Raw genomic sequence first — 15,194 nt, forward strand, 5'->3', positions numbered from 1 at the left:
CTTATCATCCACAATCTTCCGTATCATATCACTCGTCCACTGCAATCCTCTTGATGCAGCTTTCTTGCTGTCTGATTTCTGTCGTCTGCTCATAGACTGCAAGGGAGTCAATACACCCTCTTCATTGAATAACTTACAAATCTCCATCTTGGAATATCGCTGATTGGTCAGTTCAAATACTCTGCGAATCACTTCCGCTTCGTCCTCTACAATCACCAGTTCTTTCTTATTTTCTGGATTGATTCGATACCCATAAGGTGCAGAACCACAACAATACTCACCTTTTCCCCGTCTGGTGCTGACTGCTGCCTTTACCTTTACAGACTGATCTTTCACATAGAAGTCTGCGATCAATCCTTTAAACTGTACTTCGATGTCTGAACTCTTTCCTTTATAATCTTTAGAATCATATCGGTCTGAAATAGAAATAAATCGTACTCCCAGGAATGGAAAAATCTGTTCCAGATAAGTTCCCATCTCAATATAGTTTCTGGCAAAACGTGAAAAATCTTTTACTACGATACACTGCACTTTATTCTCCCTGGCAAGTTCCAGAACCTGCTTAATTGCCGGACGTTCCATACTGGAACCAGAATATCCATCGTCGTAGAACTCCTGAAAGGGCATAGCCACCAGTTCAGGAATATTGGAAATATAATCTTTTACCAGTTTTCTCTGATTAATAATGCTGTTACTTTCTTCCTCTGAGTCATCTTCCATGGAAAGGCGGTAATATCCAATAATCAGTTTCTGATCACTCATGTTCTACCACCCCCTTAAACCCGAAGTTGATTTCCAGTTTGCCATCACCATATAGATACATACTTTCAATCAAGCCTTCTGCAAGTTCCGCATTGATTCTGGTTGTCCCATCCAGCTCCAGCAGGCTTCGTAAAAATCTGGCTTCTTCTTTCTGCTGTTTTTCCAGCTTTCGTATGGTCTGCTCTAAAGACTTCTTTCTCTCTTCGCAGAACTCTTTCCAGCTATTACGGTCATCTTTCATTTCTATATAGGCTTCTTTGGAAAGTTCACCCTCTTTATATTTCATAAATGCCTGTGCCAGTTTTTCTGAACGTCTTTCCATATCTATATTCAGTTTTCTGATCTCAGTTTGAATCTCATTGATTTTGGAAAGAAATACCGCACTGCTTATAGCAGACATATCCTTTTTCCGCAATCCAGATAACTGAAACTGTCTGGTCAGCTCCGAACGGACAATTTTCTGCAACTTCTCTTCGGAAATAGATTTGTGACTACATTTTCTTTCATCCCGATACCAGGCAGCATTGCAAAAGTAATACACATTGCCTCTGTATCTACGTGTACACATTTTCCGCTTACAATCACCACAATAGAATACATTGTAAAATGCTCTTTCATCATCTTCCCACCCTGCAGTAGTTTTTGTTGCTTTCTGTTGTGCTGCTTTTAGCCTGACCTGTGCTTTTTCAAACAGTTCTCGGCTGATAATCGGTTCATGGGCATTTGGCGTAATAATCCACTGGCTCTCGTCCAATATGTCACACCATTTTTCCCCTCTTTGAAATCTGGATTCGTATTTCCTCTGAACCAGATCACCATAATAATTATTTCGGTTCAGCACTGCACGTATCGAAGAATTCCCCCACTGATGAAGGTTCTCTCCATCCTGACAGTACACATGATGATATTGGTTATAATCTGAAATCCGATGTACCCTATCCTCAAACAGCCTGTCAATAATGCTCTGTATGCCATCTCCCGAAGCATATTCTTCAAAAATCCTGCGGACAATCTTTGCAGCTTCCGGTTCCACCATCAACTTATAAATTCCATTTATCTTTTCCACACAATATCCATATGGAGCTGTAGATCCCACATACTCACCATTTTTCTGTGCAATACGTTTCGCTGCCCGTTCTTTTGCGGAAATGTCTTTCGCATAAGCATCATTCACCAGATTCTTGATATTCATGGATAATTCCTGATTCTTGGCATCCGGTGCAAATGAATCATAGTTGTCACATACAGAAATAAACCGCACTTTCATAAAAGGAAGAATCTTTTCCAGATAGTTTCCAGTTTCGATATAATTTCTTCCAAATCGTGAGAAATCCTTTACCAGAATACAGTTTAGTTTACCTGCCCTGACATCATTCATCATCCGTTCAAATCCCGGTCTGTCAAAATTTGTTCCGGTTTTTCCCAAATCAGAATAAATATCATATACAGCAATCTCATACTCTTTGTCCGGATTTTCATTGTGCTTCTGAATGAATTCTTTTATCAGCGTAACCTGTGTTTCAATAGATTCTGACTTTTTTTCATCATTGTCTACGGATAATCTGGCATAAATTGCAGCCATACATACCAGAATACCAGGAATCTTCTTCTCTGTGTTTTTCTTATATCTTTTTGCTGTTCTTGCCATTTATCCCACCTCTTTCCTGCATTCTGTCCTGTGTTCCGCATAAAACCGTCTTATGACTTTCATCTTCTCAATCATATCCTGATAGCGGATGTGAATTTTAATTTGCTTGTTTTCATAAATATAGATTTTATCTACGGTCAGTGCCAGCAATGTGCGATCCAATTCTTTGATTTCCAGTGATTTCTTCCAGTCCTCCAACTGAACGGTTGCAGACACTCCACCCTCAAACATTTGCTTTATCAGCTTTTTCTGATTCTCAATCATCTGCTCCAGTTCTTCACATTTTCTTCCATAACTTTCCCGAAAATCATCGAACTCCGCTTTGCTGATCAGTCCCTCTTTCAAGTCATCACCCAAAGATGCTTTCAGACTGTAATAACGGTTATATTCTTCCTGCAACTTACTAATCTGTGTATCATAACCGATTACCTGATCGTAACTAACTTGCATCTCACAAAGTTCTTCCATAATCATCTGATAGTCTATAAAAAGTGCTGTATATGCCTGAATCTCTTTCAATACAATCCTTTTCAGCACCTCTTCCGGAATACTGTGTCTGGTACAATCTCCACCTTTATTCTTTATCTGGCAGATATAAAAAGCTTTTTTCTTCCCCTTATACTGATTTACCCTGCGTATCATCGGGGTCTTGCAATCTCCACAAAACACAAATCCCCCAAAAAAGTTTGCACTGTCTGATGTTTTCGATGCTCTGCCATCATATTGGAGTAACTTCTGCACCACATCAAAATCATTCTGCCTGATGATTGCCGGATGCGTATTTTCTACTTTCACCCACTCTGATTCTGGCTTATCCAGGCGTTGCTTTACTTTATAGCTGATTCGTTCCTGCTTGCCCTGTACCATGTTTCCAATGTAAACCTCGTTGGTTAGAATCCTTTTAATCTGCACTGCCGACCATTTCGGTGTGTCTGAGCTGTGAAATCCAGAATTATAATTCTCGCCATTTGCCTTTTTATATTCTTTTGGAGACTGCACATAACGTACATTCAGTTTTTCTGCGATTGCTCCAAGACTGAATCCATCAATTTTCCATGAAAATATTTTTCTTACAATATCCGCTGCATAAGAATCAATCACCAGACAGTTCTTATTCTCCGGATCTTTGCAGTAACCATACGGGGCAAATGCTCCAATAAATTCACCTTTTTCACGTTTGATTTTCTGGTGGCTTCGCACTTTACCGGAAATGTCCCGGCAATAGCTTTCATTTACAAAATTTTTGATTGGAACAACAAATGACTTTTCTGAAAAATCTGCTGTTTTACTGTCAAACTGGTCTGTAACTGAAATAAAACGCACATTTAAAGCCGGGTAGGTCTTTTCAATCCATCGCCCGGCTTCTATATACTCTCTTCCGAATCTGGATAAGTCTTTTACAATCACGCAGTTTACTTTTCCAGCTTCTATATCAGTTGTCATTCGTTTAAACTCAGGTCGGTCAAAATTTCCTCCTGAGTATCCGTCATCCACATATATATCAAAGATCTGAATATCCGGCTGGCTTTTTACAAAGCTCCGAAGTAACTCTCTCTGATTTGCAATGCTGTTGCTCTCTGACTTCACATCGCCCTCTTCCATATCATCTTTCGATAATCGAAGATACAATGCAGCATCGTATATATCTGGCATATTCATTTGCATCTGTTCCATTTTACATCGCTCCCAACTTACTTATTCCATTGAATTTGAAGTCAGAAACCATGTATCACGTTCATTTTCCCTGACCTCACATTAACATAACATCTGTAGCTTCGCAAGATATTTTTTCAAGACTTGCATCTAATACATCAACTCCGTTCTTTTTCTAAGATAATCGCTAATGGCATCTGTGGCATCCATTTCTCCGGTCATTTCCACGACCACCACATACCCTTCATTCATGTGAGCATACGGCTGATCGCCGGATTTATCCAGAAAAGTTTCCACTTTCTCAGAAATAGCTTTATCCATATCAGGAATTAAATCTTCAATGTCCTTTAACTGCTCCAGATCAACACTGGAATCTATTACTGACTGATTCACCATGATGCTCACCTCTTTTTCCAACATATTCTTTGTATAAGTCGTCCTATACCTACAATTTTCTCAACCGCATCACCTTATCTTTCTTCCTCTTTTCTCCAGTTATCCAGATATCTATAGCATTTTGTATTCTGTTCAGCGTATTGGCTTCCATTCGTATAATCTGTTGTCAGCGTTACATCTGACCTCTATCAAAGTATTTCTGAATGCTGGTAGCTTCCTCGCAAACTTACCAGCCGTTTCCGGAGTATCTTCGACGCTCGCCTGTAAAATCATTTACAGGGTTATGGCATCTGTGGAATCAGATTATACAGCTCTTGCAGTTTTCAAGGTACAAAAGAGAGTTTTTTGAATATCCTTTCACTTATTACAGCCTGGAAACACCAAAATGTTGTTCGCTTCAAAAAAATCCTCTCACTAATAAGGCGTTACAGAGGCACTTTTGACACCCTTTTTTGAAAAATTCATAAAAAATTTACATTCGCCTCTTTTGTTTCGCTTTAATGCGAACCTTATTGTACCGTCATTTTAATTCGCTTTAATGCGAATGTCAAGTGTTTTATTCGCTTCAATGCGAATCTTTCTGTTTACATTCCCTGTTTTTGGTAGTAAAATGGATTTATCAAAAAGAAAGTTGGAAATCTGATATGACAATCGGTGATAAAATAAAAAAAATCCGGACATTCCGAAATATGACACAGGCAGAACTTGGAGCCGCCCTCGGTTGGGGCGATAAAGGCGCAAACCGCCTTGCCCAATATGAAACGAATTACCGGGTTCCCCGCAAAGATCTGGTAACTGAAATGGCTAAGATTCTGGACGTGAATCCGCTGGCACTGCACGAACCTACTACTATGGATGCTTCGGAACTTATGGAAATTCTATTCTGGATTGATGAATTTAACCCGGCAGCAATCAACCTCTTCCAGTTAGAAACCTATCCAATCGAAAAGTGCAATTCTAATGAGGATACCGCTGTCCGTTATCACGATTCTGATAACTGGCCTGCTCATCCACCTGTTGGTCTATGGTTCAACTATGGGGTTCTGAATGATTTTATGAAAGAATGGATTATCAGAAAAGAAGAATTGAAATCTGGTACAATTACCAGAGATGAATATTTTGAATGGAAAATCAACTGGCCGCAGACCTGTGATGGTTGTGGAAAATATGAACCTAAGAAAAAATGGCGAATATAGCAAATACAATGCTCCCCAAAACTGGAAAATATTCCAATAATGGGGAGTTACTATTCTTTTTTAATCTAATGCTCTTCTGCTATATGTATTTTTCATCACTCAACTACTTTATAGCCAGCATTTGTAATTACACAAATCGCTTCGCTTTTTCTTTCAATATATTTTTCTTTCAAACAAGCATTAAGCACCTCTTCCCAAACAGCATATTCCCGTCTATCTGGATATTCTTTAACAACTACTTCACTGCCAATCTGAATATATGGTAACCGCTTAATTTTTAGATACGATAGAAAAAATCCCCGACTACTTTTCAATAGCCGGAGCACCTTGACAATTCACATATGATCAATTTGATTCGTTTGCACGACGTTCGATTTCAGCTTTGACGATTTCGTTCCATGGAGCCAGAAGTTCTTAATTTATCATCGCTCATCCTATCATTATCGTGCTGATTTGCACAAAGAAATAACCTTGTTATGCCGGTTGACAGGTTGGATTACGCTGATTTTTTGAAAACTTTATATGGTATATTTTAATGAATTGTAGGATTACTTTATTGACATTTCTGACACTATCATATACACTGTACATATCGTATAAGTACGCATATATCAGAAGGTGGTGAGAGGAAATTAGAATGGAAATTATCATAAGTAATAGTAGTGATAAGCCTATTTATGAACAAATTGCTATGCAGATCAAGAGTTTAATCATGAATGGTACCCTATCTGCCGGAGAAGCCCTGCCTTCCATGCGTGCACTGGCAAAAGACCTGCATATAAGTGTTATTACTGTTCAACGAGCTTACGAAGATTTAACTCGAGATGGGTTTATCGAAACCGTATCGGGAAAAGGTAGTTTTGTTGCATCACCAAATAAAGAATTTATTCAAGAAGAACAACTACGAATAGCGGAAGAACTTTTAGAAAAGGTTGCTATAATCGGTCGTACCCATGGTATCAGCTATGAGCAAATGGCTAATATTCTAAAACTATTTTTTGAAGAATGAGAGGTGGAATTATGGAACAGAACAGTATTGTTGTAAAAAATGTGACTAAAAAATTTGATGATTTTATGTTAGATCATATTTCATTTACAGTTCCTACAGGACGTATTGTGGGTTTCATAGGAGAAAATGGTGCTGGAAAAAGTACAACTATCAATTTAATTTTAGACCAGTTGAAGTTGGATGCGGGTGAAATAAGAATATTGGGTAAACAAAATCATTCTTATTTGCATAAAGAAAACATTGGTGTTGTTTTTGACGAATGTAAATTCCATTCCGTCTTAAATGCAAAAGATATTGCCCAAATCCTTTCGGGATCTTATAAAACATGGGATATGAATTTGTTTGAAGAATATATGAAACGCCTTGATGTTCCATTAAATAAATCAATAGGGCAACTTTCAAAAGGTATGAAGATGAAATTGTCAATTATTTGTGCACTATCGCATAGGCCCCAGATTCTGATTTTAGACGAAGCAACAACAGGGTTAGATCCTGTTGTACGAGATGAAATTTTGGACATTTTTTTAGAATTTATTCAAGATGAAGAACACTCTATTTTGTTCTCTACACATATAACCTCTGACATACAAAAGGTTGCTGACTATGTAATTCTGATTCATAATGGAAAAATTATTTTTGAGGAAAAGAAAGATGACCTCATTTATAATTATGGAATTATACGCTGTAAAAAATCAGAATTTAATACTGTTTCACCAGATGACTATGTATGTTGTCGAGAAACAAATCTTAGCGTGGAATGCTTAATACATGACAAAGTAGCTGCAAAAAAAAGATACCAAAATCTAATTGTTGATAATGCTTCTATTGAGGACATTATGCTGTTCTATATCAAAGGAGGTGTCAAATGAAAGGATTGGTTTTTAAGGATTTATTGCTTATGAAGAAAATGAATAAAAAAGTCATTTTTGTAATGTATTTTTTTGTAATAGCAATTTCATTCTTCGGAGAGAATGAAGTTTACTCAATTATGTCATCGGCTTTTTTTTCACTTTTTATCGGTATGCACTTAATGATGACCATGACCTATGATGGATTGACTTCATGGAAACAATATGAATTAACCTTGCCGATGAGTAAGTACCAAATCATTTTCAGTAAGTATTTGACTAGCTTGCTTCTTGTTCCGATTAGTATAATGGGTACAGTTATGATTTATATCATTCGTTATGTGGTTTATCATAATTTTACACTTAGCCAGTTTTCGGTTTGTCTACTCGCCATTGCAATAGCACTACCTGTTTTATGGTGTTCTATATGTTTAGCAATAGCACAGTGGTTTGGCTATATGAGCGTTCAGTATGTGAGAATGATTTGCACACTTCTCGTTATCTTTTTCGTAAGTAAAATATCAAAAGATATGGACTACGTTACTCAAAATTTGGTTAAAAATCCTATGTTGATTGCTATTTTTGTTTTGGGTATAGTAGTTGCATCGTATTTTGTTAGTGTTATAGGATATTCAAGGAAAAAATAAAAAGTAGAGACGCAAATAAAAGTAAGTGTCGAGTGGGTGCGTTTCCCTGTCTACGGAAATAAAACTCGCGACAAAATCTGAGAAAATGAGCCGGTGACAAAATTTTCCACTCTTTTGTCCGAAGTGCAAAAGCGAATGCCTAATCGACATTGAACAATTCCATATAACTGCTATTAAAACGCCAGACGCACAGCCGCAGAGCCGATAATACACAGTTCTTGAACTGTGGTTATCGGCTTTTGTATTTTCCTAATCATAGTGATGGCTTTTTTCTTCAAACTTCTTCTGAAAATACATTTTAAGCAGCATGATTCCCACATTGATAAATCCAAATGTCAAAATCAAATTCACTGGCAGATATTCTCTAATTACATCTCCAAGTACTGCTATCCCCGAAAGACTTCCGATTAAAAACATCTGTGAAATTTTATCCCACATTTTTTTGTATTTCTTTATTATTTCCATAATTATCGCCATTATAATTACCACTATGAGAAGGACAGCTACGATTGCCAGAATTCTGATAACCCATGCTTCTCCACATGTATATGCTATTTTCTGGTTAAATCCGTTATCATAGGTTGGATGTGCCAACCATTCACAAAATTGAAAATACCACATGAATGGAGTCCTGAAAAAATCTATGAAATCATTTTGAAAAGCACCGTTCTGTATAATTACAAACAGGATTACCGTAATGTATCCCATTCCCCAAAAATATTCCGTATCCCTCATTTTTTCGGTTCTGGCTTTTACTTCTTTTTTCGCTTTACGGATTTCCAGCTCTGCCCGTTTCTTTTCGTTACGGGCCTTTGTTTCTGCCTGTTCCATCTTTTTCTCTGCTTCTTTCTGTTTCTTCTGTGCTTCATCTACTGCTTCAACAGATGATTTATTCACCTGTATCTGAAGTTTAGAGTTCTGGTCCCGAACGTCTCTTATTTCTTCTTCGAGCTGCTCTTGCTCGCTCCTGCTCTTCAAACCATTCCTGTTCCTCAGATCGTCGTTGCTCTGCTGAAGCGATTGATTCAGCTTCTGCGTTTCGGACAGTTCTGTTGTTAGACGCTGAATTTCTACGGTTGATTTCCGAACTTCTTCTCGCAATCTCTGCCTGTCGGATAAGATCGTCTGTTTCTCTTCTTCCAGTGTCTGTATCTGCTTTTTCTGTGTTCGCATGAACTCTTTCGCTTTCTTGAAACTCTGTACGAGAATATCCCTCTCCACTTTGAGCTTGATTGGTGATTCCTCTGGTGTCTGCAATGGCTGCGTCAAGCTCTCTGTAATAGTTTCTGAGTTCTTCGTCTGCTCTGCTGTCTCTGTTGGCTGAATCTCTGTCTTTTTGCCTATTTCTATCAAATTCATTCTCCAATCCCTCCTTGCTGATGTCCAGATGGAATGTTTTTGACAAATTGCTGTCTCGCACTTTCTTCCCATCCTGGTTCTGAAAAGTGATGTGCTTCCGTTTCTCTGTCCAGTTTACGTTCCATCCAAACTGTTTCATTTTTTCTATAAACTTTTCTTTGCTGATACAATTTTCCAGTGCCTTTAATACCGCCATTGCACAATCCGCTACAAAACTGTCCTTTACCTGTTGACGGAACAGGTTATATTTATCTTTGCTCCACGCAATGACTTCCCCTTTTTCAATCTGGCTTCCATCAAAGTGCTTTCCTTTCTCGGCAACTGTCAGTCCTCGTTCCCGGCACATCTGATTGGTAAGCTGTTTCATACGTTCCAGATCTTTTCTGGTGTTATGTAGCTTTCTCCCATCTTCATAACTCACTGAATTAGTAACCAAATGGCAGTGGACATGGTCTTTATCCTTATGCACAGCCACTAAGGTCTGGAATCCACTGAACCAATTTTCTGCAAACTCTTTTCCAAATTCAAATGCCTGCTCCGGGGTGATCTGCTCATCCTTATGCCAGGAAATAATGTTGTGGGCATACATTCTCCCTGTATCTTTATTCCACATCTTCTTTTCTTCCAAAAAGGTTCTGTACACTAGATCATAATTAATTTCATTGTGACAGTACGGGCCTGTTACATAAGTCAAGCAGCTCACTTGTCTTGTCCTGCCGTAAAACATATTCAATACAATTTCTCATTGCTCCATGTGTATTTGTCCGCTTATTAATCGTCTTATTAACTGCCATATCCTTTCACTCTCCTTCCGATACTTGAGAATATTTTTATTGAGGAAATACAACATACTGTCGTTTGGGATTTCTCCATCTGTATGCAGTTTTCTTGCAATCTGGTTGATATTTGTCGTAGCTCCCCGGAGCTGACAAAGGATATCCGCAAACATCTGGTTCAGTCTTTTCAGTTCTTCTATTTCCTCTGCCGATGCTATCTTCAAGTCTGCGATTGCTTTTATCACAACTTCCTGTTGTGTTCTTCCTGATTCTTTCACCTTGTTTTGAAGCAGATCATATTCTGCTTTATTCATCCGTATGGTTACTGTATGATTTCGTTTTCTCATAGGCTTTCTGCTCCTTTCTTTGCTTAATTTTCATTCTTTATTGACAGATACGATATTCTGGCTGATAAACCAATAAAGGGATTCCATAAGGGTGCTGGACATCCAGTGGATGTCCGTTTAGCACCGACCGAAGTGGAGCGAAGACAACGCCCCTTTGGTGGGTGCAGGGTGAAACCCTAGTCAATCAGTAAATGTTCCGTAGGAATGTCCGGTGGACATTTCGCAGGAATACTTACGCCATTGACGTGCCGGGGTTCCAGGGGCAGAGCCCTCTGGCAAGTTTAGGAACAGCCCAAAGGCTGGCTCCGGTGCAGAGTGACTTGCCACTTTGCGAAACTTGCCTGTCATCGCCCCACCACTGAACCGACACCCACCAAGCCATATTTTCCACCCTACATTATCAGATCAAAATGGAGATGACGGTGGTTTTGTGGTGCAGGGACAGACTGTGGAAGAAAGAGAAAAGCTCCCATTTCGATAGATTTTCTCTTTCTGAAACAGGCTGTTCATGCATCACTCCGATGCGAAGTATCGGACAATCATGTGCCGTATCCGGCACTCTATTCTTTTCTTCGCCTTGCTTGTTCAATCCACCCATCTGCCAACGCTTTTCTGTTATATTTTCCTTTTATTTCTACCTTTCTTTTTCTGGATCTCTTTCCATTTCTGCTAAAAGACATAAAAATAGCAGTCATAAACATTTCTTCAATTCATAATGTCTGAAATGCCACCACTGCCATTGTCTTTTTCTGCTATTCTATTTTTGTAAAGCTATTCCTTACTGTCAGTCTGTTTTCCTCTTACTGCTATTTCATAACCATCTAAAAACTGTCTGCAAAATCCAATGCTGCATCCATATCAGCTTCTTTCTCCCAGTCCGGATTATCCTCTGCGATCTCTCCATCCGTTTTCTCCATTGTTAGTGTTCTTTCCGGCAGATTAATTTCTCCTACCGATTCTTTTACAAACGGTACAAGCATTTCCAGCAGGTTCTTCGCCATAGCCATCGGGACGGATTCTTTTACTCCATCCCGGATAGCTGTTTCCACTCTTTCCAGAAAAGCATCTTCCTTTTCTCTGGTTTCCAGATACGGATCTGCTTCATTCCTGTACTCTCTGGAAAAATAATCGTTTAAAGCAACTACAACTGCTCTGGTGTACGATTTATATTTTTCCCTGTCCATCGTCTGCAAATATTCCCATGCCTGTCTGTCCTGTTCATCACAAAGATTTAAACGGATATTTGTGTTGATGATTTTCCGTTCTTTTCTCATACAAGCATCCCTCCGTTTCTCTGGATTTTCCTTACGGTCATTGCTTCATAGCCTTTCGCTGTGGCACAGATGTCCCGTACAATTGTCACCCGGCTCTTGTCATATTCTCCAAAATTCTGGATCATACAACCTCCACCGCCTACCACATACAGACGCATCAATTCCGGATTGTATTCCCGTTCTCTCAGCTTATGGAAGATTTCTTTCGTATAATCTCCGGCAGCTTTACGAATGACTGTCAGATATTTCTCACCAATATCTGCTGTACCAGTACGGATCACCTGCTCAATCACCAGATCGTCCACCACTGTTCCCAGTTCTTTCAGCAGGGATTCCCTTACAGCAAGCACACACTGATGTGTTCCATATTTCTCTGTAAAGCATTTCTTCTCTAATGGACGGGAATTGTTGATATACATGATGTTCATAGTTCCGTTTCCAATATCCACAAGCATGTTGATTCCTTTGAAATCCTGTAAGCGGTAAAAGGCTGCTGCAAATCCCTGTGGGTAAATATCAGCGCCTGCATACTCTACATGATACTCTTTATTGCGGAATATAAAATCCACACTTTCATTCTGGAGAAGATATTTCTGAAAATCTTCTTTCTGTGTAGCTACCCAGGTAAGGGGAAGTCCGGCTGCGATATGTACCGTTGCCCGGTTCATACCTTTCCCATCCAGTTCCCTTGCAATAGCTGCCAGTGTCAGCACATAATAGTCCTCATCCTGCGTTTTCTCTGCACAGAACTCCTTGTGTTCCTCTCCGATCTGGTAATACATGCCATTGTAAACAAGAAGATTGTTCTGAAAGATTGGCTCCTTGTCATATCTGGCTACACCGGATGGAAAGCATCTGGTAGCAGTTTTCATGTTTCCATAACCATGATCAATCCCGATCACTGTAACTGTCTCATTATTGTTGTTTTTCATCATTCTCATAATCATACCTCATACTTTCTTAATGTTTATTTTTGACTTTTTCCCAAATTCGGAAAAAACCTATATTTGTATCAGCTAAAATGTTGATACATAAAAAGGGCAGTCAGTGTAAAAAAAGCAAAATTTTATGTACTCTGGCAGCTATCTTTGTTATTTCTCCTGCTCCGGTAACATTTCTTTTTGCTTATTTTGCCCTAAATGCCCTTAATTCCCTGATTCATATTTAACTGTAACTGTTTATAATCTGTATCTGTTTCTTCAAAAGGTATTCTTTCTTCTGGATCTACAGGACAAAAATCTTCTTCCTTAACTGCAATATCCTGATAATAAAACTCACCATTGTACTGCTTCAGAAGGAAACCTTTATCTGTCATATTCCTGAAAAAGTTGGATTTACCATGCCCCTGTCTGCCATTCTCTTTGCAGTATTCCTCATACATATGGAACACTTCACTTCGTTTCAGACGTTTTCCTTTGACATGCACCAATGACTCATCAATAAAAGCACAGATACTATCTGACGTCCGTTGCACTTCTCTTACACATTCTTTGCTGTGTTCGCTCTCCGTGAACTTTCCCTGTTCATACAATTCTTTCAGTGCAATCATAGCCATATGAATCGCATAATCGGATTCTGACTGTACCTTTTCCTTTAAATGCAGATCTTTTTCACCACTTTTTACTACCCGGTTCATATCAAGAATCAGTAGTCTGCGATAAAAAGCATCCGACTTATCCTCAAGATTCTGCGGCATTTCATTGGTAGAAAAGAGTAACTTTCATAAGAGTGAAAATGGATTGCATCCTGTCCCTTTTTCTCATAGATCAGTGTATCTTCACCGACTGCTTTCTTTAATACATCTGTGTTCTCCATTGCTTTACATGGAATATCCGCACAGGCATTTAGTAGCTTTCCGTACATTCCAGTCGCATAGAATCGTTTGTTCAAATCCTGTAAAGAAATGCTGGACATATTGGTGATTCCAACCACATACTGGATCAGCGATACTGCCACCGACTTTCCTGTTCCACCATTTCCTTTCAGTGTAAGGAATTTCTGAAACTGCGTATCCTGTGTCATGCAGTATCCAAAATACTCCCAGAATGTCTGCTGTTCTTCTTTGTTCGGAAGAGAAGATGCAAGATACTTTTTGATATTTTCTCCACCTTGTAACACCTGCTCACAATCCTCTGGATAATAGGGAAATGGTATCTGATTGATTGTCAGATAATCCGGATTGTGTTCCAGCATTTCACCCGTAACCGGATCATAATATCCATTTTTGAAGTTGATCCACCGCACAGGCTGTTTATTTAGTTCATATGCCTCTCGGTGAACTTTTGGCTGTGTGATCAGCAGATTATAGATTCTTTTGATCACTCCACTCTGTACCTGATCTCGATAGATCAGCTTCTGGATACGGTATTTCATTCTTACCCCATCATGGTCTTCCATGAAAACGCCATGCTCATAATAATACGGTGTGATTCCTACCACAAAAAACTGAACATTCTCCACCAGATAATCTACAATCTCCATATCCCGGACACCTTTCACATTTCCTTTTGCATCAAATAAGTGAAAACGACTCAGTTCCGGTTCTTCTCTCGGATCTCGTTCAAAACGCAGAATATACTGTTCCAGTAATTTCTCAACTTCTTTCTGATTATCCAGTTTGCCAAGATACTCTTTCTCTTTGAACAACTGCCAGCCTGCTTTTCCGTCGAGACCAGCGTCTTTGAAAAATGTCTGTAACTTATCATTCATCCACTTCACCGTACAGGCAGACACATAATGATAGGCACTCTGACAGCTTCCAGTAAATTGAATAGACCTCATTTCCTCTATAAAGGAATCTGCACTGAAATAATACCCATCATCTTCCTGCACCAGACAAAGTGCCTGATAACCTGACATCACAATATTCAACGCTATATCCTGATTGTCCACCAGAAAGATATAGGTCTGTGCTGTCCCTTCCGGATTGGTTTCCATATAATGCTTCAAAAACTTCTTGTTCAAACTTATCACTTCCTTTCAGGCAAAGAAAAAGACGCAAGCCATATTTTATGACTCACGCCTTACTTCGCTCACAATATTCTATTTTTATCAGTTACTGCCAGATTAGTTACTGGCAATCCTTATACATAAATCAATTCCTTGAGAATAATCTCCTCCGCAATCGCTCTGTGCTGATTGGCAGCTCTTACCCATGCCATCTGGTCTTTCTCCTTATCCGGCAGCGGTTCTTTTTCTTCCAACTGTTTCAGAATTACCTCCTCCCGTTCCCTAGCTGCCTTGTCCACTTCCAGAAGATGCTCTCCAATGGTATCCTGT

General features: G+C 39.1%; 17 protein-coding genes and 1 pseudogene. 5 read left to right on the forward strand and 13 right to left on the reverse strand.

All coding sequences use genetic code 11. The annotated features are described in order from the left end of the window. The 4 genes from AC058W_RS08095 to AC058W_RS08110 form a co-directional block, all read right to left on the reverse strand. Nucleotides 1-762: recombinase family protein (locus AC058W_RS08095; protein WP_479389942.1), on the reverse strand; the 762-nt coding region annotated here is incomplete at its 3' end. After that, the gene (locus AC058W_RS08100) at nucleotides 755-2,410 is read right to left on the reverse strand and encodes a recombinase family protein (RefSeq protein WP_015541861.1); all 1,656 of its coding nucleotides are present in this window, start codon (nucleotides 2,408-2,410) and stop codon (nucleotides 755-757) included. The genes AC058W_RS08095 and AC058W_RS08100, both read right to left, overlap by 8 nt. Continuing rightward, nucleotides 2,411-4,084: a recombinase family protein gene (locus AC058W_RS08105; protein WP_015541860.1), complete on the reverse strand. Its 1,674-nt coding sequence runs from the start codon at nucleotides 4,082-4,084 to the stop codon at nucleotides 2,411-2,413. It lies immediately after the preceding gene. Between the two features lie 129 nt (nucleotides 4,085-4,213). Next, nucleotides 4,214-4,459 carry a DUF6870 family protein gene (locus AC058W_RS08110; RefSeq protein ID WP_008369874.1) on the reverse strand — a complete coding sequence of 82 codons (246 nt, stop codon included), beginning with the start codon at nucleotides 4,457-4,459 and terminating at the stop codon, nucleotides 4,214-4,216. Nucleotides 4,460-5,103: 644 nt separating this feature from the next. Here AC058W_RS08110 and AC058W_RS08115 point away from each other — a divergent pair. After that, nucleotides 5,104-5,655, forward strand: a complete 552-nt coding sequence (locus AC058W_RS08115; RefSeq protein ID WP_015541859.1) for a helix-turn-helix domain-containing protein — start codon at nucleotides 5,104-5,106, stop codon at nucleotides 5,653-5,655. Between the two features lie 95 nt (nucleotides 5,656-5,750). On the opposite strand, the gene AC058W_RS08120 is transcribed toward AC058W_RS08115, so the two are convergent. Then, on the reverse strand, nucleotides 5,751-5,969 hold the full coding sequence (locus tag AC058W_RS08120; protein ID WP_117674290.1) for a hypothetical protein: 219 nt from the start codon (nucleotides 5,967-5,969) through the stop codon (nucleotides 5,751-5,753). A 323-nt stretch (nucleotides 5,970-6,292) separates the two neighbouring features. Here AC058W_RS08120 and AC058W_RS08125 point away from each other — a divergent pair, with 323 nt between their 5' ends. The 4 genes and pseudogenes from AC058W_RS08125 to AC058W_RS08140 all read left to right on the forward strand — a co-directional run. Beyond that, nucleotides 6,293-6,664 carry a GntR family transcriptional regulator gene (locus AC058W_RS08125; protein WP_008706402.1) on the forward strand — a complete coding sequence of 124 codons (372 nt, stop codon included), beginning with the start codon at nucleotides 6,293-6,295 and terminating at the stop codon, nucleotides 6,662-6,664. An 11-nt stretch (nucleotides 6,665-6,675) separates the two neighbouring features. Next, complete coding sequence (locus AC058W_RS08130) at nucleotides 6,676-7,533, forward strand: ABC transporter ATP-binding protein (RefSeq protein WP_118775053.1); 858 nt, start codon at nucleotides 6,676-6,678, stop codon at nucleotides 7,531-7,533. Beyond that, nucleotides 7,530-8,159: an ABC-2 transporter permease gene (locus tag AC058W_RS08135; protein ID WP_479389943.1), complete on the forward strand. Its 630-nt coding sequence runs from the start codon at nucleotides 7,530-7,532 to the stop codon at nucleotides 8,157-8,159. Before AC058W_RS08130 ends, AC058W_RS08135 begins: the two co-directional genes overlap by 4 nt. A 139-nt stretch (nucleotides 8,160-8,298) precedes the next feature. Then, nucleotides 8,299-8,367: pseudogene (locus AC058W_RS08140) on the forward strand (hypothetical protein); the annotation flags it as partial. 41 nt (nucleotides 8,368-8,408) lie between these two features. Here AC058W_RS08140 and AC058W_RS08145 read toward each other — a convergent pair. The 8 genes from AC058W_RS08145 to AC058W_RS08180 all read right to left on the reverse strand — a co-directional run. Continuing rightward, nucleotides 8,409-9,137 carry a DUF6040 family protein gene (locus tag AC058W_RS08145; protein ID WP_479389944.1) on the reverse strand — a complete coding sequence of 243 codons (729 nt, stop codon included), beginning with the start codon at nucleotides 9,135-9,137 and terminating at the stop codon, nucleotides 8,409-8,411. Next, nucleotides 9,070-10,131 (reverse strand): relaxase/mobilization nuclease domain-containing protein, encoded by a 1,062-nt coding sequence (locus tag AC058W_RS08150; protein WP_479389945.1) that lies wholly within the window; start codon nucleotides 10,129-10,131, stop codon nucleotides 9,070-9,072. Before AC058W_RS08150 ends, AC058W_RS08145 begins: the two co-directional genes overlap by 68 nt. Before the next feature lie 129 nt (nucleotides 10,132-10,260). Beyond that, entirely contained in the window at nucleotides 10,261-10,641 is a 381-nt protein-coding gene (locus tag AC058W_RS08155) for a plasmid mobilization protein (RefSeq protein WP_181976052.1), read from the reverse strand. 821 nt (nucleotides 10,642-11,462) lie between these two features. Next, nucleotides 11,463-11,915, reverse strand: a complete 453-nt coding sequence (locus AC058W_RS08160; RefSeq protein WP_117674288.1) for a hypothetical protein — start codon at nucleotides 11,913-11,915, stop codon at nucleotides 11,463-11,465. Further along, nucleotides 11,912-12,856 carry a ParM/StbA family protein gene (locus AC058W_RS08165; RefSeq protein WP_173792273.1) on the reverse strand — a complete coding sequence of 315 codons (945 nt, stop codon included), beginning with the start codon at nucleotides 12,854-12,856 and terminating at the stop codon, nucleotides 11,912-11,914. The genes AC058W_RS08160 and AC058W_RS08165 overlap by 4 nt, the downstream gene beginning before the upstream one ends. 194 nt (nucleotides 12,857-13,050) lie before the next feature. Then, nucleotides 13,051-13,551 (reverse strand): primase-like DNA-binding domain-containing protein, encoded by a 501-nt coding sequence (locus AC058W_RS08170; RefSeq protein WP_479389946.1) that lies wholly within the window; start codon nucleotides 13,549-13,551, stop codon nucleotides 13,051-13,053. A gap of 8 nt (nucleotides 13,552-13,559) precedes the next feature. Then, on the reverse strand, nucleotides 13,560-14,879 hold the full coding sequence (locus tag AC058W_RS08175; RefSeq protein ID WP_479389947.1) for a DUF5906 domain-containing protein: 1,320 nt from the start codon (nucleotides 14,877-14,879) through the stop codon (nucleotides 13,560-13,562). Between the two features lie 119 nt (nucleotides 14,880-14,998). Then, nucleotides 14,999-15,194, reverse strand: a 196-nt coding sequence (locus AC058W_RS08180) for a TnpV protein (protein ID WP_479389948.1), incomplete at its 5' end; no start/stop codon positions are given.

The organism is Blautia sp. CGZ-1-C1 (assembly GCF_056504575.1).

Coding starts and splice junctions, on each gene's coding strand:
- AC058W_RS08100 (WP_015541861.1), bottom strand. CDS start 2,410: ATGGCAAGAACAGCAAAAAGATATAAGAAAAACACAGAGAAGAAGATT.
- AC058W_RS08105 (WP_015541860.1), bottom strand. CDS start 4,084: ATGGAACAGATGCAAATGAATATGCCAGATATATACGATGCTGCATTG.
- AC058W_RS08110 (WP_008369874.1), bottom strand. CDS start 4,459: ATGGTGAATCAGTCAGTAATAGATTCCAGTGTTGATCTGGAGCAGTTA.
- AC058W_RS08115 (WP_015541859.1), top strand. CDS start 5,104: ATGACAATCGGTGATAAAATAAAAAAAATCCGGACATTCCGAAATATG.
- AC058W_RS08125 (WP_008706402.1), top strand. CDS start 6,293: ATGGAAATTATCATAAGTAATAGTAGTGATAAGCCTATTTATGAACAA.
- AC058W_RS08130 (WP_118775053.1), top strand. CDS start 6,676: ATGGAACAGAACAGTATTGTTGTAAAAAATGTGACTAAAAAATTTGAT.
- AC058W_RS08135 (WP_479389943.1), top strand. CDS start 7,530: ATGAAAGGATTGGTTTTTAAGGATTTATTGCTTATGAAGAAAATGAAT.
- AC058W_RS08150 (WP_479389945.1), bottom strand. CDS start 10,131: ATGTGGAATAAAGATACAGGGAGAATGTATGCCCACAACATTATTTCC.
- AC058W_RS08155 (WP_181976052.1), bottom strand. CDS start 10,641: ATGAGAAAACGAAATCATACAGTAACCATACGGATGAATAAAGCAGAA.
- AC058W_RS08160 (WP_117674288.1), bottom strand. CDS start 11,915: ATGAGAAAAGAACGGAAAATCATCAACACAAATATCCGTTTAAATCTT.
- AC058W_RS08165 (WP_173792273.1), bottom strand. CDS start 12,856: ATGAGAATGATGAAAAACAACAATAATGAGACAGTTACAGTGATCGGG.
- AC058W_RS08170 (WP_479389946.1), bottom strand. CDS start 13,551: ATGAACCGGGTAGTAAAAAGTGGTGAAAAAGATCTGCATTTAAAGGAA.